At 40.1% G+C, this 19,159-nt stretch carries 17 protein-coding genes; 14 read left to right on the top strand and 3 right to left on the bottom strand.

What is annotated here, in order from left to right; all coding sequences use genetic code 11:
• The first annotated feature begins 76 nt into the window (after nucleotides 1-76).
• From ACQQ5U_RS18315 to ACQQ5U_RS18285, 7 genes are all read left to right on the top strand, one after another.
• The gene (locus tag ACQQ5U_RS18315) at nucleotides 77-625 is read left to right on the top strand and encodes an RNA polymerase sigma factor (RefSeq protein ID WP_437399776.1); all 549 of its coding nucleotides are present in this window, start codon (nucleotides 77-79) and stop codon (nucleotides 623-625) included.
• Nucleotides 615-1,052, top strand: a complete 438-nt coding sequence (locus ACQQ5U_RS18310) for a hypothetical protein (RefSeq protein ID WP_437399775.1) — start codon at nucleotides 615-617, stop codon at nucleotides 1,050-1,052. Before ACQQ5U_RS18315 ends, ACQQ5U_RS18310 begins: the two co-directional genes overlap by 11 nt.
• Nucleotides 1,030-1,179 carry a hypothetical protein gene (locus ACQQ5U_RS18305; RefSeq protein WP_437399774.1) on the top strand — a complete coding sequence of 50 codons (150 nt, stop codon included), beginning with the start codon at nucleotides 1,030-1,032 and terminating at the stop codon, nucleotides 1,177-1,179. The genes ACQQ5U_RS18310 and ACQQ5U_RS18305 overlap by 23 nt, the downstream gene beginning before the upstream one ends.
• Nucleotides 1,180-1,269: 90 nt before the next feature.
• The gene (locus tag ACQQ5U_RS18300) at nucleotides 1,270-1,875 is read left to right on the top strand and encodes a TetR/AcrR family transcriptional regulator (RefSeq protein ID WP_437399772.1); all 606 of its coding nucleotides are present in this window, start codon (nucleotides 1,270-1,272) and stop codon (nucleotides 1,873-1,875) included.
• Complete coding sequence (locus ACQQ5U_RS18295; protein WP_437399771.1) at nucleotides 1,876-3,207, top strand: TolC family protein; 1,332 nt, start codon at nucleotides 1,876-1,878, stop codon at nucleotides 3,205-3,207.
• Nucleotides 3,208-3,228: 21 nt separating this feature from the next.
• Nucleotides 3,229-4,401 (top strand): efflux RND transporter periplasmic adaptor subunit, encoded by a 1,173-nt coding sequence (locus tag ACQQ5U_RS18290; protein WP_437399768.1) that lies wholly within the window; start codon nucleotides 3,229-3,231, stop codon nucleotides 4,399-4,401.
• Nucleotides 4,402-4,423: 22 nt separating this feature from the next.
• Entirely contained in the window at nucleotides 4,424-7,936 is a 3,513-nt protein-coding gene (locus ACQQ5U_RS18285) for an efflux RND transporter permease subunit (protein ID WP_437399767.1), read from the top strand.
• A 70-nt stretch (nucleotides 7,937-8,006) separates the two neighbouring features.
• Here the strand turns inward: ACQQ5U_RS18285 and ACQQ5U_RS18280 are convergent, their stop codons facing one another.
• The gene (locus ACQQ5U_RS18280) at nucleotides 8,007-8,357 is read right to left on the bottom strand and encodes a toxin-antitoxin system YwqK family antitoxin (RefSeq protein ID WP_437399764.1); all 351 of its coding nucleotides are present in this window, start codon (nucleotides 8,355-8,357) and stop codon (nucleotides 8,007-8,009) included.
• A 364-nt stretch (nucleotides 8,358-8,721) separates the two neighbouring features.
• Between ACQQ5U_RS18280 and aspS the strand changes: the two genes are divergently transcribed.
• From aspS to ACQQ5U_RS18260, 4 genes are all read left to right on the top strand, one after another.
• On the top strand, nucleotides 8,722-10,470 hold the full coding sequence (aspS, locus tag ACQQ5U_RS18275) for an aspartate--tRNA ligase (RefSeq protein ID WP_437399762.1): 1,749 nt from the start codon (nucleotides 8,722-8,724) through the stop codon (nucleotides 10,468-10,470).
• 47 nt (nucleotides 10,471-10,517) lie between these two features.
• Nucleotides 10,518-12,308 carry a chloride channel protein gene (locus ACQQ5U_RS18270; protein WP_437399760.1) on the top strand — a complete coding sequence of 597 codons (1,791 nt, stop codon included), beginning with the start codon at nucleotides 10,518-10,520 and terminating at the stop codon, nucleotides 12,306-12,308.
• Complete coding sequence (locus ACQQ5U_RS18265; protein ID WP_437399758.1) at nucleotides 12,305-12,568, top strand: hypothetical protein; 264 nt, start codon at nucleotides 12,305-12,307, stop codon at nucleotides 12,566-12,568. Before ACQQ5U_RS18270 ends, ACQQ5U_RS18265 begins: the two co-directional genes overlap by 4 nt.
• An 83-nt stretch (nucleotides 12,569-12,651) precedes the next feature.
• Nucleotides 12,652-12,846: a cold-shock protein gene (locus tag ACQQ5U_RS18260; protein WP_292962543.1), complete on the top strand. Its 195-nt coding sequence runs from the start codon at nucleotides 12,652-12,654 to the stop codon at nucleotides 12,844-12,846.
• Between the two features lie 54 nt (nucleotides 12,847-12,900).
• Here the strand turns inward: ACQQ5U_RS18260 and ACQQ5U_RS18255 are convergent, their stop codons facing one another.
• Nucleotides 12,901-13,350 (bottom strand): nucleoside deaminase, encoded by a 450-nt coding sequence (locus ACQQ5U_RS18255; RefSeq protein WP_437399755.1) that lies wholly within the window; start codon nucleotides 13,348-13,350, stop codon nucleotides 12,901-12,903.
• Between the two features lie 83 nt (nucleotides 13,351-13,433).
• On the opposite strand from ACQQ5U_RS18255, the gene ACQQ5U_RS18250 reads away from it, so the two are divergent.
• On the top strand, nucleotides 13,434-15,212 hold the full coding sequence (locus tag ACQQ5U_RS18250; protein WP_437399753.1) for a 1-deoxy-D-xylulose-5-phosphate synthase: 1,779 nt from the start codon (nucleotides 13,434-13,436) through the stop codon (nucleotides 15,210-15,212).
• The gene (locus ACQQ5U_RS18245) at nucleotides 15,203-16,261 is read left to right on the top strand and encodes a DUF3078 domain-containing protein (protein WP_437399751.1); all 1,059 of its coding nucleotides are present in this window, start codon (nucleotides 15,203-15,205) and stop codon (nucleotides 16,259-16,261) included. The genes ACQQ5U_RS18250 and ACQQ5U_RS18245 overlap by 10 nt, the downstream gene beginning before the upstream one ends.
• Here the strand turns inward: ACQQ5U_RS18245 and dgt are convergent.
• On the bottom strand, nucleotides 16,258-17,616 hold the full coding sequence (dgt, locus tag ACQQ5U_RS18240) for a dGTP triphosphohydrolase (RefSeq protein WP_437399750.1): 1,359 nt from the start codon (nucleotides 17,614-17,616) through the stop codon (nucleotides 16,258-16,260). The genes ACQQ5U_RS18245 and dgt overlap by 4 nt on opposite strands.
• 302 nt (nucleotides 17,617-17,918) lie before the next feature.
• On the opposite strand from dgt, the gene ACQQ5U_RS18235 reads away from it, so the two are divergent.
• Nucleotides 17,919-19,133 (top strand): porin, encoded by a 1,215-nt coding sequence (locus ACQQ5U_RS18235; RefSeq protein ID WP_437399748.1) that lies wholly within the window; start codon nucleotides 17,919-17,921, stop codon nucleotides 19,131-19,133.
• Nucleotides 19,134-19,159: the final 26 nt, after the last annotated feature.

The raw sequence follows: 19,159 nt of genomic DNA, 5'->3' as shown, positions 1-19,159 counted from the left end.
AAAAAAAATATACAAAAACTGCAATAGAATAATTTTTCATCGTCTCTATAAGTGAAAAGCAACCTGATCCAACTAAATGGCAGCCAAAACCGATAACCGAAATAACCTGACCAACTTCTTTAATGAGGAGTATGGCTCGTTGCGTTCGTATGTGCAGTCGAGAATCCAGGATACATCCGAACGGGATGCCGAGGATATTGTACAGGATGTAGCGCTACGAATGTTTTCAAGATCGGATGACGCTTTACCCATAACAAATGTAGGTGGATTTGTTTACAATGCCATTCGCAATAGAATCGTGGACATAATGCGGGGCAAAAAGGAAAGAAAACTACCGAGCGAGGACATTGACCAACAATGGAGGGAGTTTGCCGAATTCTTTTATGGTGATGCAGACAACAGTTATTCGCAAGAGATGGAACAAGCCCTGAAAAAAGCAGTTGAAGACCTTAAACCTGTGTACAGGGATATCATAATCGCTATAGATTTTGAAGGATACAACTATAAACAAATAGCAAAAAGAACCGGAATACCGACTGGCACCTTAATGTCCAGAAGACACCGGGCCATGTCGGAACTATCAAAAAAATTAGAGAATATAAAAAAGTTGAGTTATGGAACATAAAAAAGAATTCGAGAAAGCCGTGGAAAAGAAAGTGGGGAGTACTATAAAAAAAGTAGTAAAGGTCATAGCCATGATCGTATTGGGAGGAATACTCTTTCTCCTGGCCAATTATCTATTAATGCGCCTATGGAACTGGCTCATGCCAGATTTGTTTGGCGTAGGAACGGTTACCTACTGGCAAGCCCTTGGAATCTTTATCATAGCTAAGCTTTTGTTTGGCTTTGGTGGCGGTGGTGGCGGTAAAAGCAAGAGTGGATCAAGTCACAAAAGGAAAGTTAAATCGTCCAACAAGTGCACGTCTTGGAGAAGGGATTTTGATGAGTGGCAACACTACGATCAATTTTGGAAAGAAGAAGGCGAAGAGGCATACAAAGCATATGTAGAAAAAATCAAAAACGAAAATCATGACAAATCAGAAGAAAAATAGTCCAAGAAAAAAATATTTGCTCCAGTTCAGTCCATTTTTTTGGCGATTGGGAAAAATTGATGACGAAAACATCAATAAAGATTCCCAACTAAGACCCGTATTTGTAAAAGGAAAGAAATCCATTTAAAACAAAAAATCAATCCTTCGTTAAAAAATTGTAAAACCATGGAAACTTTTTTTGTTTTTAAAGTTTCCATGTATACATTTGCCGCTGATTATGAGGGAAAATATTATAGAAAAGGCAACCGAAATGTTCTTAAATCTTGGATTTAAGAGCGTTACAATGGATGATTTGGCACATGAAATGGGCATATCCAAAAAAACGATTTACTCCCATTTTAAGAACAAAACAGAATTGGTGCAACACACCACGATGACCATGTCCGATTTGATCACCTGTGGCATCGACGACATTGTAGGGCTTAAAAAAAATCCAATTGAAGAGCTCTACGAAATCAAAAAATTCATCATGGTCCACTTAAAAGACGAAAAATCTTCGCCCTTGTACCAGTTACAGAAATACTATCCAAAAATTCATTCATCACTCAAAAAAATACAGTTCGAGTGTACCCATAGATGTGTGGCCGAAAATGTAAAACGAGGAATAGAGCTTGGCATTTACAGGGATAACTTAAATGTAGAATTTGTATCCAGAATATATTTCACAGGGGTTATGAGCATAAAAGACAATAGTGTATTCCCAACTGAAATATTTAGCAAAGCCGAATTACTGGATTACTACTTAGAATACCACCTTAGGGGTATTGTAACGCCTAAGGGAAGACAAATACTCAACTCAATCATCAATTCAAATCAAGAATAAATGCGAAAAACGTTAATCGGTCTACTACTCATATTGCCCTGGTTGGTATCCGCTCAAGATACTATTCCGAGTTTTAGCTTGAACCAGGCCATCACCTATGCATTAGAGCATAACTATAGCGCCATAAATGCTGAACGAGACATCATAGATGCTCAAAAACAAAAATGGGAGACCATTGCCACAGGTCTTCCTCAAATCAGTGGTGCAGTCAGTTACCAAAATCAATTGAAACAACCTGTATCCCAAATTCCAGCAGAATTTTTTGGTGGAGAACCAGGAACCTATCAAGAAGTTGTTTTTGGTCAAGCACAATCCATGTCTGCTACCGCTACGTTAAAACAACAAATTTTTGATGGATCTTACATAGTAGGTGTACAGGCCACCAAAACCTTTTTGGAGTACAGCCAAAACAACAAGGAAAAAACAGAACTGGATGTTCGCAAGTCGGTTGTGGAAGCTTATGGCAATGTCCTTTTGGCCCAAGAAAGTGTTTTCATTTCTGAAAGAAACAAGGCCACACTGGAAGAAAACCTCTACGAAACCAAGCGTATTTATGAAAATGGTCTTGGGGACGAAGAAAGCGTGGATCAATTGCAGATTACTTTATCTACGGTGGACAACCAACTAAAAAACGCCCGCCGTATGGAGGAAATCACCTTGCAAATGTTGAATCTGGTTTTAGGACTTCCCATTGAATCACCGACCTTATTGACCGAAAATCTGGACGACCTTACCCAAAGTAAAATTGACCTGGGATTGATTGATTCCGAATTCAGTATAGAAAACAATGTGGACTACAAAATGGCCGTCAACCTCAACGAACAACGTTTTTTGGAGTTAAAATTGGCCAAAAGTCGTGCCTTGCCCACACTGAATGCATTTGTGAACTACGGAGGAAACTCCTTCAGCAATAACTTCAACTTTTTGAACAGTGGACAGCAGTGGTTCGGGTCCTCCATTCTAGGGGTTGACCTTAACATACCCATTTTTAGTTCTTTGGGAAGAAGCGCCAGTACCCAACGGGCCAAAATTGCTTTGGAAAAGGCCAAAACCCAGTTTACGGAAGCGCAGGCACAGATTCGTCTTCAACTGGAAAGTGCCAAGAGCGATTATATCCTCGCGATAGAACAGTATGGTACCTCCAAAGATAATTTGGAATTGGCTGAACGAATCGAGAAAAAAAATCAAATCAAATATTCCGAAGGTTTGGCGACCAGTTTCGAATTGAGACAGGCCCAGACGCAATTGTATACGAGTCAACAAGAATATTTACAATCCATGGTCAATGTCATTAACAAGAAGACCGAACTGGAAAATATTTTAAATCAATAAACAAGAGAAAACCATTCCATCATGAGAAAAGCAATATATATAACATTAACGGCAGCTGTTCTGGCTTCATGTGGAGGCAGTAGCAACAAATCTTTGGAAAATGTAATGGCCAGCAAAGATATGGAAGCCATTCGTGCCAAGCACGCAGAGATTTCAAGTGAAAAGAAAGCTTTGGAAATGCAATTAAAATCCTTGGATTCTGCCATTGCACTTTTAGATGATACGGCCAAGCTTCCCCTAGTGACCACCATAGAGGTTCATCCACAAAAGTTTAACCACTATTTGGAACTTCAAGGAGATGTAATGACCAAACAGAATGTGCTTATTTATCCTGAAATGGCAGGAACCCTTAATAGAGTCTATGTAAAAGAAGGACAAAAGGTGTTCAAAGGACAATTATTGGCCACAATTGATGATGGTGGACTATCCAGTCAGCTGGCACAGCTTAGAACACAAGCAGAATTGAGCAAGACCACCTTTGAACGCCAAAAAAGACTTTGGGAGCAAAATATAGGTTCCGAAATACAGTACTTACAAGCCAAAACCAATTACGAAGCACAGCAAAGTGCCGTAAAACAAATGGAAAGCCAAGTAGGTAAATCCAGTATTCGTGCTCCATTTACAGGAATCATCGACGATGTTATCAAAGATGAAGGAACCGTTGTCGGCCCTGGTGCCGGTTCCGAGGTATTCCGGATTGTGAACCTTTCCAACATGTATATTGAAGTGGAAGTGCCCGAGAGTCATTTACCTAATGTAACCCCTGGAAAAGATGTAAAAGTTTACTTTCCAGTGCTCGGGGACAGTGTTTCCACCAAAATTAGACAGACCGGTAATTTCATAAATCCGAGCAACCGATCTTTTACCGTGGAAATTCCAGTACCGAGTCGTGATGGGAAAATAAAGCCCAACCTTACTGCTCGTGTTATGATCAACGATTACACCAGTGATAATGCCATCCTAATTCCGCAAAGTATCCTATCGGAAAATGCCAATGGAGAGCAATATGTGTTTTTGGTTGATGCAGATTCCATCCAAAATGACCCCGTGGCCAAAAAAGTGGTCATAAAGACTGGAAAAACACAAGGCGATTACGTAGAAGTGCTTTCTGGAATCAATGAGGGCGACGCTATAATTGATGAAGGTGCCAGAAGCGTGAAAGAAGGGCAAAAGGTCAATATTAAGAATCTCTAGACAGCCAAAGCAACAATAAATTATGAGCAAACAAAAGAAAAGTGTAGATAAGGAGTTTCGGCTGTCCTCATGGGCCATCGATAACCAAACGACCATGTATGTCCTCATTTTGGTTATCCTAATTCTTGGTGCCATGGCGTATTTCAGTATGCCCAGGGAAAGCTTTCCAGAAGTAAAGGAAACCAAAATATATATAAGTTCCATTTATCCCGGGAATACTGCCGAGGATATAGAAAAGTTGATTACGGACCCTTTGGAGGATGAACTCAAGACCGTTAGCAACCTGGTAGAGATCACTTCCACATCGCAGGAAGATTATTCCATGATCATCGCCGAATTTGATGAGAATATATCTGTTGAGGCGGCCTTACAAAAAATAAAGGACGAAGTAGATTCCAAAACTGCTGGCGAAGACTGGCCTACTTTTAATGGTGCAAAAGTGGAACCCAATGTTTTCGACCTGAGTCTTTCGGAAGAAATGCCCATACTGAACATCAACATTTCAGGGGACTATCCCATTGAAAAACTCAAAGAATATGGCGAATATCTTGAAGATGAAATAGAAGGGCTTTCCGAGATTAAACAGGTAGATATTCGAGGTGCACAAGAAAAAGAAGTGGAAGTTGCCGTGGATATTTATCAAATGATGGCTGCCAAAGTCAGCTTTAATGATATCATCGGTAGTATCAGCAACGAAAACCTAACCACTTCGGCGGGAAACCTTGTTGCAAGCGGGCAACGTAGAACCATTCGAATTGTTGGGGAAATAGACAAACCCCAAGAACTTGAAAATTTTGTGGTAAAAACGGAAAACGGAAACCCAATTTACCTTAAGGATATTGCCAAAGTGTCCTTTAAAGAAGAGGACAAAACCACTTACGCCCGTGAATTTGGGGAGCCCGTGGTTATGCTGGACGTTAAGAAACGTTCCGGTAAAAACATGGTGGCCGCCGTAGATCAAATCAAGGTAATTGTGGACGATGCCATCGAGAACGAGTTTCCACAAGACTTAAAAGTCACAATAGCCAATGATCAGTCTTCCAAAACCATTGGCCAGGTAGATGATTTGGTGAACAACATCATCTTCGGTATCATCTTAGTGGTAACTGTATTGATGTTCTTTTTAGGATTTAAAAATGCCTTGTTCGTTGGTTTTGCAATTCCTATGTCCATGTTTATGTCACTCATGATTTTGAACGCCATGGGATACACCATGAATACCATGATCCTATTTGGATTGATCATGGGTCTGGGAATGTTGGTGGACAATGGTATTGTGGTTGTCGAGAACATTTACCGACTTATGGATGAGGAAAACATGCCACGAATTGAAGCTGCCAAAAAAGGTATTGGCGAAATCGCTTTCCCGATTATTATATCTACCCTTACCACTGTGGCTGCATTTGTACCGCTAGGCCTTTGGCCCGGTATAATGGGGCAGTTTATGAAATATTTCCCCATAACGCTTTCCGTGGTTTTGGGCTCATCACTTTTTGTGGCCATCTTCTTTAACTCTGTTTTGGTATCACGGTACATGACCACAGAGGATAAGGAAATGCCCTTGAAACAAATTGTCCGCATTACTTCGATTATCTCAGCAATTGGTATTCTGATAATCGTTTTTGGAGGTGAATACAGCGCATTGGGAACTGTAATGGTGGTAACGGCCATCTTGTTATGGATCTATCGCCTTTTTCTTAGAAACTGGGCGAGCATTTTTCAAAACAGAATCTTGCCTACATGGGAAAAAATGTATGAGAAGACTTTACGATATTCTTTGGCTGGACGAAAACCTATTTTTATTGCGATTACCACTTTTGTTTTACTATTGATTGCCTTTGTAGGGTTTGGTGCCTCTGTGGGAAGTCAAAGAACCAAAGTGGAATTTTTCCCGGACAACAAGCCCAATCAGATTATCGTCTATATAGAATACCCAGAGGGCACCGACATTGAAAAGACGAACAAAATCACCAAGGACATTGAGGGCAGGGTCTATGAAATTATCAACTCCGAAGCATATCTGCACGGAGATTACAATTTTATGACGGAAAGTGCCGTATCCCAAGTTGGTGAAGGTGCAGGTAACCCCCAAACCGATGGTGGCTCGAGTGCCGAAATGCCGAACAGAGGTAAAATTACCGCTACACTTCGAGAGTTTAAGTATCGAGAGGGTGCGGATAGTGAAGAACTCCTGAAAAAAGTACAAACAGCACTTAAAGATGTTTACCCAGGTGTAGCCATTTCTGTAGAAAAAGATGCCGTTGGGCCTCCTGTAGGCTACCCTATCAACATTGAATTGGAAGGGGAAGACTATACCGAGCTGATCAACACGGCCGAAAGGATGCGTAACTTTATCAATTCCCGAAATATTCCAGGTATTGATGAGCTAAAAATAGATGTAAACAAATCCAAACCATCCCTCTTGGTTCAAGTAGACCGCAAAAAAGCCGGTGAGCTTGGAGTTGCTACAGGTCAAGTTGGTCAACAGCTACGTAGTTCCATTTTTGGTTCCAAAGCGGGCATTTACAAAGAAGGAGGTGAAGATTATGATATTTATGTGCGGTTCAATGAAGCTGACCGATACAACACAAGTGCTTTGTTCAATCAGCGCATTACGTTCAGAGATCCTTCGAGCGGTCAAATTAAAGAAGTTCCGATTTCTGCTGTCACCAAGCAAACCAGCAGCACAGGTTTTAGTGCTATAAAGCACCGTGATGTAAAACGTGTGGTAACAGTTTACTCTGCATTGGCATCGGGCTATACGGATGCAGGGGCCATTGTAGGTAAGATTCAGGAAGAAATGAATGACTTTGAAAATCTTCCGGATAACATCAAAATTGATTACACAGGACAAATCGAGGAGCAGAACAAGCAAATGGCCTTCTTAATGGGTGCCTTTTTCACAGGACTGGGACTGATTTTTTTCATACTGATATTCCAATTCAATTCCATTAGCAAACCAGGAATTATAATGCTTGCCATTTTCTTGAGTTTGATCGGGGTTTTCGGTGGAATTGTTGCCACAGGAAGTGCGTTCGTAATCATGATGACCATGATGGGGATTATATCCCTAGCAGGTATTGTAGTGAACAACGGCGTAGTGCTTTTGGACTACACACAGCTTTTGATAGATAGGAAAAAAGTGAGCCTAGACTTGGAAGAGGACGAACTATTGGAACCAAATGACTTTATGGAAGCTGTGGTAAAAGGTGGTAAAGCCAGACTACGTCCTGTATTGCTTACAGCAATCACAACCATCTTAGGTTTAATTCCTTTGGCGACAGGATTCAACATCAACTTCTTTACTTTGATGAGCGACTTTAACCCCAACATTTATTTTGGAGGTGACAACGTAATATTCTGGGGACCCTTGGCATGGACGGTAATCTACGGATTATTTGTAGCGACTTTCTTAACATTGGTTGTGGTGCCTATCCTATTCAGTTTGGTATACAAGCTTAAATTAAGAATGAGAAAAAGAAAGTTAGAAAGACAGGAGCGTAAGCAAGAACGGATTGAAACCGTTAAGGTATAGCTTCGGTAAAACACCCAACAAAAAAGCCCCGACCAAATGGTCGGGGCTTTTTCTTATGCACTGATTTTATTTACTGGTTTACCGTGACCGCATCGCCTTGGTTCCAATTTTTTACATTTACAATTCGGTTGTCTGTATAGTCCACTTCACTTAATACATCATTCTTCCAAAAAAACCATTTACCGGTCTTTTTTCCGTTTACATATTGGCCAGTGGCAATTTTTTTGCCTTCTACATTGAACATTACCCAATCGCCATGCAATTTTCCGTTCATCATAAAACCGGTTTGGGCAATTTCGCCGTTGTCATGAAAATAAGTGGCTTTCACCATTTTTCCCATTTTTTCAAAGGTCGGTTTTATATCTTGAGCAGATACGCTAACCGCAAACATCACCGCCAAAAATAATACTGCTTTTTTCATATAATATGGGATTTTACTTTTAAAATTCTTACTGATAACGATTTAAAGTTACTTAAATTTTACGTTAAATACATATTTAGATAACTTTTAATTTACATTAATTTAACTTTAAAATTTTAATAACCTGTAATACAATAAGTTAATTTTTATATAAACATTGTTTTTAGATACATTTAGCGAAATTTTTTACTCTTTATCCACTGACAATTTACCAAAACACTGTTCCGAAGTTAATTTAATGTTATGTGGCAGCTGTTTTAGTATTCATCAATTTAGAATCAAGAAGCGTATCCAACAGAAAATACAGATAACCACTATAAAATACCCGTATTACTATTAAATTTGCGCTCTCATAACAAACATCATGTACAGAAGCAATACTTGTGGTGCATTAAGAGCATCGGATATAGGTTCAGAAGTTATTTTAAGTGGATGGGTACACAAGGTCCGTGACAAAGGTTTTGTAGCTTGGATTGACCTTCGTGACCGTTATGGCATTACCCAATTGGTATTTGATCAAGAACGCACTTCCAATAAACTTTTGGACCAAGCACGAGAATTGGGACGTGAAACCGTTATCCAAGCCAAAGGTGAGGTGATAGAACGTGCTTCCAAAAACCCAAATATTCCCACCGGGGAAATCGAAGTACTCGTTACTGAGCTCACTATATTGAACAATTCTTTGCTTCCCCCTTTCACTATTGAAGATGAGACCGATGGTGGTGAAGACATAAGAATGAAGTACCGTTACTTGGACATCCGTAGAAATCCAGTAAAGAACAAGCTTATCTTTAGACATAAAGTGAGCATGGAGGTTAGAAAATATCTATCCGACCAAGGCTTTATCGATATTGAAACTCCATATTTGATAAAATCCACCCCCGAAGGTGCTAGGGACTTTTTGGTGCCAAGCCGAATGAACGAAGGTCAGTTTTATGCCCTACCCCAATCTCCCCAGACCTTTAAGCAATTGCTGATGGTCGGCGGAATGGACAAATATTTCCAAATCGTGAAATGTTTTAGGGATGAAGATTTACGCGCTGACCGTCAACCTGAGTTTACGCAAATTGACTGTGAAATGGCCTTTGTGGAACAAGAAGACATCTTGAACACCTTTGAAGGCTTGACTAAACATCTTTTGAAGGAAATCAAAGGAGTGGACATCGAAGAATTCCCAAGAATGACCTATGATGATGCGATGCGCTTGTACGGGAACGATAAGCCTGACATCCGTTTTGGAATGCAGTTTGGCGAGCTTAACGCAGTGGCGCAACATAAAGATTTCAACGTTTTCAACTCCGCAGAATTGGTCGTTGGGATTGCGGTTCCTGGAGCAGCTTCATATACCAGAAAAGAAATTGACAAATTGGTGGACTGGGTAAAACGCCCTCAAGTCGGTGCCAAAGGTATGGTCTACGTTAAATGTAACGAAGATGGTTCCTTTAAATCTTCCGTAGACAAGTTCTATGATCAAGAGGATTTGGCCAAATGGGCAGATGTAACGGGAGCCAAGCCGGGAGACCTTATCTGTGTGCTTTCTGGAAACACCAACGAAACACGTACACAATTAAGCGCTCTTCGAATGGAATTGGCAACTCGTTTGGGACTCAGAAAAGCCAATGAATTTGCCCCATTATGGGTAGTGGACTTTCCACTATTGGAACTTGATGAAGAAACTGGTGCTTACCACGCCATGCACCACCCATTCACCTCGCCAAAACCAGGTCAGTTGGAGTTGCTGGAAACAAAACCAGGCGAAGTAAAAGCGAATGCTTACGATTTAGTGCTGAACGGAAACGAAATTGGTGGTGGTTCCATCAGGATTTATGATAAAGACACTCAGGCAACCATGTTCAAGCATTTGGGTTTTACACCAGAAGAGGCAAAAGCGCAGTTTGGCTTTTTGATGGACGCCTTCCAATATGGGGCACCTCCCCACGGTGGAATTGCATTTGGTTTGGATAGATTGGTCGCTATTTTGGGAGGACAAGAAACCATTCGCGATTTTATCGCCTTTCCTAAAAACAATAGTGGCAGGGATGTTATGATCGACGCCCCAGCAAACATTGACGAAGAACAATTAAAAGACCTCCATTTGAAATTGGACCTGTGATATATTAAAATCCCACATAATCGTGGGATTTTTTAATACCTTGAACTATGGCACAAAAAAAATCTTGGTTGACAAAATTTTTAATTTGGCGAGCCAAACATATTTCCCATAGGCAATTTATTGCAATACTTAGTATATTGGTCGGGTTTACTTCTGGAGTAGGTGCAGTACTTTTAAAAAACCTTACCCATTTTTTACAGCACCTATTGGAAGGTAAATTGGTTCAATACTATCACCATGCCTTCTATTTTTTATTCCCCATTATTGGATTGGTTTTGGTGAGCCTTATCATCAAGTATGTCATTCGTAAAAAAGTAAGTCACGGTATCCCATCAACTCTATATGCCATTTCTAAAAGAAAGGGGATAATGAGCAGGCACCAAATTTGGGGTTCTTTGTTAACTGCACCAATAACAGTTGGCTTTGGGGGTTCTGTGGGACTTGAAGGACCAACAGTGGCTACAGGGGCAGCAATTAGCTCCAACATTTCGAAAACACTCCATCTAAACCATGCTACCAGAATTCTTCTAATAAGTTGTGCATCTGCTGGAGCACTATCTTCCATATTCAAAGCACCTATCGCTGCCATCGTATTTGCCATAGAGGTCTTTAGCTTGGATTTGACATTGGCATCATTGCTTCCCTTGTTACTTGCCTCCCTATCTGCAATTATCACTTCTTATTTCTTCTTTGGGAATGACGCCCTTTTACCGTTTCAAATTGTTGATGCTTTTACAATATCGGATGTACCGTTCTATATCATATTAGGAGTATTTGGCGGAATTACATCTATTTATTTCTATGAAGCGTATACAAGGATTCAGAACTTTTTCGACAAAATATCATCGCCGGTTCATAGACTCCTTTTAGGAGGTGTTGCCATTGGAATCTTATTGTTCTTTGTCCCGCCCCTCTATGGTGAAGGTTTCGACACCATGAACAACCTTGTAAAAGGAAATACCAATGCCGTACTCGGGAACAATATTTTTAATTTGAACTTGGATAATACTTGGGTGGTAATAATTCTTCTTGCCGGCTTAGTGGCCTTTAAGGTAATTGCAAGCGCTTTTACCTTTGGAGCTGGGGGAGTTGGAGGTATTTTTGCACCGACTCTTTTTATGGGGAGCCTTATGGGCAACTGTGTCGCCAAATTCATCAATCATATTGGTATTTTTAAAAATATGGTTTCTGAAAGTAATTTCACCTTGGTCGGGATGACAGGATTAATGGCAGGAGTAATGCATGCTCCATTGACTGCTATTTTCTTAATAGCAGAAGTAACAGGAGGATATGAACTTTTCATCCCCTTAATGCTAACGGCCGCTATATCTTATGCAATAACAAGATACTCTCATCCGCACTCGGTCTATGCCATGCAATTGGCACGTAAAGGAGAACTGATTACCCACAATAAAGATCATGCAGTTCTCATGTTTATGGAAATAGATAAGGTCATCGAAAAAAACTTTGTTGCCGTCTATCCCAAAATGACATTGGGCGATATTCTACATAAGGTGGTAACCAAATCTAAAAGAAACATATTTCCCGTTGTCAGCGAAAAAAGCGGTTCTCTTTTGGGCATTATCCTAATGGATGATATCCGCCCGATTATGTTCGACCAATCTCTTTATGAAAAAGTGCTTGCCACCGATGTAATGCAAACCCCTCCAAGCACCATTGAACTAAAAAGTGATAAGATGGCAGATGTTATGCGTAAATTTCAGGATAGTGGCGCCTGGAACCTGCCAGTACTCAAAGATGGCAAATACGAAGGTTTTGTCTCAAAATCAAAACTACTAACGGCATACCGCAGGGAACTGATAAACTATACCCAATGAAAAAAATCAAACTCAAACATATTATCTTCCTTATCATGTTGGCTTCTCTTGGATCTATATTCTACGGTCTTTCCTTAGAAGAAGAACATCCCCAAGCCCCAAAATATATTGGAGGAGGTACTGTTGGACTCTTTTTGGTGGCCATGCCCCTTTTTCTTTGGAAAGAGAGCAAGTCCAAAAACATGAAAGATTATATGCTTACAAAGGAAAACATTAAGAAAATGCAAGAAAAAGAGGATAAAAAGACAAAATATCAATAATTTTCTTAAGATTTAAACTTCTTTTCATCAAATCAGTCGCAAAAAAAGCTACTTTCGTATTTTAACATTTTATTTAATTTTTAATGACTGGTACAGTAAAATTTTTCAATGAATCCAAAGGTTTTGGGTTTATTACAAACGACGACACAGGAAAAGACATCTTTGTTCATGTTACGGCATTGAACGGTGTGGAATTGAACGAAGGCGACAAAGTAGAATACATTGAAGAAGAAGGAAGAAAAGGAATGGTTGCTGCACAAGTGCAGGTAATCGGATAACAATATTTTATTTTGATTTGATTTGAAAACCCTGGCGTTGCCGGGGTTTTTTATTTAGTTGAGGTTTCTTCTTTGAATGAAGAATCGTTTGAGCAACTCGGCTGCTTCTTTTTCCATTACTCCTCCAACCACTTCAGTTTTTGGATGTAAGTGCCCTCCCATCACACTAAAACCACGCTCCAAATCTGCTGCGCCATAGACCACTTTCGAAATTTGACTCCAATACAAACCCCCAGCACACATTTGGCAAGGTTCCAAAGTAACGTACAAAGTGCAATCACGAAGATATTTGCCTCCTAAAAAATTAGAAGCTGCAGTGATGGCCTGCATTTCGGCATGGGCCGTAACATCCTTTAAGCGCTCCGTTAGGTTATGGGCCCTTCCAATGATTCTATTATTTACCACAATAACCGCCCCAACAGGAACTTCACCCTTTTCAAAGGCTATTTCGGCCTCTTGCAAGGCTCGCTTCATAAAATAAGTGTCATCAAACGGGTTCTCCACAACTTTTTACATCATTTTCAATAGATTGCTAAGCTACACATAAAATAATTTTAGGGAGAAGTGATACTTTTGTTTTTTATTCATTGGAAAAGCTGTTAACACATATCGAATCCCCCGAGGACCTCAAAAAACTAAACTTGGATGAGCTGCCCAAGCTCGCCCAGGAATTAAGGGAATTTATTATTGATATCGTCTCCACCAAAGAAGGACATTTGGGGGCCAGTTTGGGTGTTGTGGAACTCACCATAGCACTACATTATGTGTTCAACACCCCGAATGACAAACTTATTTGGGATGTAGGCCACCAAGCTTATGGACACAAAATCCTAACAGGAAGAAAAGAGATATTTGAGACGAACCGACAACTAGGCGGAATCAGCGGTTTTCCAAAACTAAGCGAAAGTGAATACGACGATTTTGGAACCGGGCATAGCTCTACCTCCATCTCGGCGATACTTGGAATGGCGATGGCCTCCAAACTTAAAGGAGACCTTAACAAACAACATATTGCGGTGGTGGGCGATGCCTCTATTGCTAGTGGAATGGCCTTTGAAGGATTGAACCATCTCGGAGTCACCAATGTGAACGCACTAATTGTACTCAACGATAATGCCATTGGCATCGACCCTAGTGTTGGTGCACTAAAAAAATATCTTACCAATGTAAAGGCGGGTACAGCCAAGGACGAAAATATTTTTGAATGCCTCAACCTCAACTATTCGGGCCCAATTGATGGACATGACGTAAAAGCTTTGGTCACGGAACTGGAACGTCTAAAAAATGTAGAAGGTCCAAAGTTGCTCCACATTATTACCACAAAAGGGAAAGGGTTAAAAAAGGCAGAAGAAGACCAAGTAGTGTATCATGCCCCTGGAAAATTTGATAAAATCACAGGGGAGCGATTAAAAAAATCAGGAGAAGTTCAACCTCCAAAATATCAAGATGTGTTTGGGCACACCATTGTGGAATTGGCTCAAAAGAATGAAAAAATTGTTGGGATTACCCCTGCAATGCCCAGTGGCAGTTCCCTAAAATTCATGATGGACCAGATGCCCGACCGTGCTTTTGATGTTGGAATAGCCGAACAGCATGCGGTTACTCTGGCCGCAGGCATGGCCACTCAGGGATTAGTGCCATTTTGCAATATTTACTCTACTTTTTTACAGCGGGCCTATGATCAAGTAATACACGATGTGGCTTTGCAAAAGCTACCCGTTATTTTCTGTCTGGACCGAGCTGGTTTGGTAGGACAAGATGGCCCTACCCATCACGGTATTTTTGATATGGCTTTTTTACGGTGTGTTCCAAACCTCATCGTTTTTGCTCCAATGAACGAAATGGAGCTCAGAAACATCATGTACACCGCACAGATGGGATTGGACAATCCTATTGCTATCCGGTATCCAAGAGGACGAGGTGCGACCATTGACTGGAAGAATGATTTTGAGACCATTGAAATGGGTACTGCCAGATGTTTGAAAGAAGGTTCAAAAATTGCCGTACTTACCATAGGCCATATTGGTAACGTCATAGCAGAACTCCTTGAAGCATTAGGTGAACCAGAAAAAATCGGACACTACGATCTGCGTTTTGTAAAACCACTCGATAAAAACACTCTACGCACAATTTTTAGCCAGTACGAGTATATCATTACTGTTGAAAATGGCTCAAAAATGGGTGGTTTTGGTTCCGCAGTATTGGAATTTGCCAACGAAGAAGGATTTTCAAAACCAGTTAAAATATTTGGTGTTCCCGATCAATTTGTGGAACAAGGAACAATACCCGAAACCCACCATCTGGCTGGTATAGATTTTGATACCATACATTCTTATATACAATCAACCTTAAACCAATGCGAATAAATTGTTTTTTAATTCTATTCCTTACCGTTTTCCTTTCTGCCAATGCACAGATATCCCGCCTAAAGGTTTTTGAACCCGACAGCACCGATTCTGGTTTTAAAATTGTTCGCATCAAAGATGTCAAACTAAAATATTTGACCAGGAGTGCCAAGCTTACCGATCCCCGAACGGTATTGAACAGAGTAAAGCCTTTGAGTGTTTGGTACCATCGGTTCAAGCCTACATCGTTTTGGAAAAAGGTCAATAAATTTGGGCTTAACATTAGTGAGGTCTCTTTTGTAAACTGGAATGCAGGAGGCGACAATTCTGTTTCAGCACTCGCAAGTGCTGATTTTTCCCGGAATTATAAATTTCGATATCTAAACTGGAACAATGAGGTCCAACTTCGGTATGGCCTCAATGCACAGGAAGGAAGAAAACTTCGAAAAACTGACGATCAGATACGCTTATCCACCACCCTCAGTTTTAGAAAGGACACTATCACCAATTGGTACTATTCTGTAAAAGCGAACTTCAGAACCCAATTTTCGAACGGTTATAAATATCCGGACAGGGAAAACCCTATTTCAAGGTTTATGGCTCCAGGATATGCATTTGTCGGTGTAGGTACATCCTATATCCCTCCAAAAGACAAATTCAACCTGTATATTTCACCCGCTACCATGAAATCCACTTTTGTGCTGGACGAAGTACTCTCCAACCAAGGGGCATTTGGTGTGGAAAAAGGTAAAAACGTCTTTTTAGAACTTGGTTTTCTCATTACCAACACTTGGGAAACAGAAATTGCCAGAAATGTGTTGATGAACCATCGCCTTAACCTTTATACCGACTACGTGCGGAGTTTTGGCAATATTGATGTGGATTGGGAATTGAATTTTAACCTAAAGGTTAATGAGTATCTTGCCGCCAACATTGGTACCCACATTATTTTTGATGATGATATTAAATTTGATGAGGAAATTGCGGAGGATGATTCTATAATCAACCCAGGTGTATCCCGAATACAGTTTAAGCAGTTACTTGGAGTAGGGTTGCTCTATTCGTTTTAGACCTTGCGCCCTGTTAATTTATCGTGAATGTGAACCGCTGCACTATCCGATAAACTGGCCACAAAACAACTCGTGTCCAACAGTATCTTATAAGTTGATGTATCCGTATTCCGATAGTTCTCGGGTAAACTTTTGATAAGCAATCGGTCGTAATTGGTGTCCTGTCCTTCTTTAACATTGATCAAGGCCGAAGTGTACATATCCAAAAGGTCCGATATAATACGATAGCCTGCCAATTCCTTATCCACTACTTCGGTGGATTGATAAATCTTCTCCACACTCAACTTGATGATATCCTCTACCTGTGCCTTATACTTTCCTTTATCGAGTAAGGAAACATTAAACTCACCATTCAGGATTTTATCCTCATTCTTAACAAAAACATCGACCGCATCGCCGATCAAAGTACTTATGGCAAGTGCCCTCAAATAGCTCAATCTATCACTCGAGGTAGTCATTGCATTATATTTTTTAGTGTTGATGTTGTTCTTCACCAAATTGATGAGATACTCCAAGGCATATTCTTCCGGAATCAGTCCCAAATTGATTCCATCCTCAAAATCAATAATGGTATAGCAAATATCATCAGCAGCCTCCACCAAATAGGTAAGCGGGTGCCGTAAAAATCCGGTTTCTGGATGATTTGGATTGGGCAACAAGCCTATTTCCTCAACTAGTTCATGGAAAAACTCCTTTTCAGATTGAAAAAAGCCAAACTTTTTGTCGACAATGTTTCTAGATGGTTTTTTGGGTAAGGATCCCTTTGGATATTTAATAAAGGCCCCCAAGGTCGCATAACTCAATCGAAGACCTCCGGGAACACCTTCCCTGGACGCTGTCAATAATTTGAAACCATTGGCGTTGCCCTCAAAATCTATAAGGTCTTGGTATTCTTCTGCGGTCAGGATATCTTGGTATAGCTTTCCCTTGCCCTGCTTAAAATAATTCCCGATTGCCTTTTCTCCGCTATGTCCAAAAGGAGGGTTGCCAATATCATGAGCTAATGCGGCGGCGGCTACAATAGCACCAAAATCGTTAAAATGGTGACCATGAACCTCAGACAGAAATGGGTATTTGGTCAAAATTTGCTGTCCTGCAATACGCCCCAGGCTTCTTCCTACTACCGACACCTCCATGCTGTGTGTTAAGCGAGTATGCACAAAATTCTTCTGTGAGCCAACTGCAATCGGCATTGGAAACACCTGTGTCTTATCTTGCAAGCTTCTAAAAGCAGATGAGAAAATGATTCGGTCATAGTCCACCTCGAAACCCAGACGGATCTCATTTTGTTCCTTTCGTAGTCGTTTTCCGGTATCTCCGTGTCGCTTTAAAGAAAGTAGTTGCTCCCAGTTCATAATTAACTATTGGTGCAATATACACCTAACCTAGATTATACACCAAGAAAACTGGACATCACCTTAAAAGCAATGCTTAATGATTACTTAAACTTAAAATTACAGTAAAGAAATTTCCATAGTTCATTTTTGACACAGATTTCTATACGGATATTAGTTTTTGTCGACTATTCTTCGAAATCTACTGGCTACCTTTCAAAAGGTAGCCTTTTTCATCAAAAGAACTCACATAAGATAACATACAGGAAATGTTAACTTAACATTGGGTACAGTTATTTGCAGCGACAAAAACTAGTACCGTAATGAATAACAAAAATTTGACCCTCCTAGGGTTTTCCTTACTTTTGGTGTACACACAATTTTCCTTTTCCCAAGAGATTTCTTCAACACAATTTGGCAAAGGATTATTGAACCTTGTTGGGAAAGATAGTACTTGGTCCATGAAAGTAGGTGCAAGAATGCAACTCTTAAGTACTTTTAATTGGACTGAAGAAGGAGAAAATGGTTTTTCAAATTCCGAACAAAACTTTTTGGTAAGGCGAGCTAGACTCAAGTTCAATGGTTTTGCCTATTCTCCAAAACTTAAATACAAAATAGAACTTGGACTTTCCAACAGAGACATTTCTGGAGGTTCCGAGTTTACAAGAAATACACCTCGATACATTTTAGATGCGGTCGTGATGTGGAATTTTTACCAAAACTTTGAACTTTGGGTAGGACAAACCAAGTTGCCGGGCAATATTGAACGGGTTATTTCTTCAGGAGATCTGCAACAAGTAGATCGATCATTATTGAACAGCAGATTTAATATTGATAGGGATATAGGTTTTCAATTGAGACACCATTTTAATATAGGTAGCAAGTTTTTGGTTCGAGAAAAATTTGCTTTTTCGCAAGGAGAAGGGAGAAATGTCACAGAAGGCAACTTGGGAGGACATCAATATACAACAAGACTCGAATTATTGCCTTTTGGCAAGTTTGAAGGAAAAGGTGATTACAGAGGTGCGGACCTTAATCGTGAGCCCAAACCAAAATTAATGCTGGGAGCCACTTATGATATCAATGATGATGCTGTAAGAACCCGAAGTAACATGGGCAGTTACATGTTCACCGATAATGGATTCCATAAAACCGACATATCTACTTTATTTTTAGATTTGATGTTCAAGTACAATGGTTTTTCTCTAATGGGAGAATACGCATATCGTGATGCAGACAAACCAGTAGCTATAAACTTGGACAATACCGAAACGGGTGATGTTGTGCAAGTAGGAAAAGGGGTTAACCTTCAATCAGGTTATCTCTTTAAGAAAAATTGGGAAGTTTCAGCCAGATATACCAACATTAAATTAGATTATGATATAACTGGAAAAAATCCCGAAACACAATATACCTTAGGTCTCTCAAAATATATTGTGGGACATAAGTTAAAGGTACAAACGGATTTAAGTTATTTAAACGTTGATAATGGGTTTGATACATTAATGTATCGTTTACAATTAGACGTACATTTTTAAAAAATAACCTTAACATAACCTAACAA

This window comes from Flagellimonas lutimaris (assembly GCF_051494225.1).
GTDB lineage: Bacteria > Bacteroidota > Bacteroidia > Flavobacteriales > Flavobacteriaceae > Flagellimonas > Flagellimonas lutimaris_A.
Note: the sequence above shows the minus strand (reverse complement) of the source record. Positions and strands in the feature narration are given on the sequence as shown.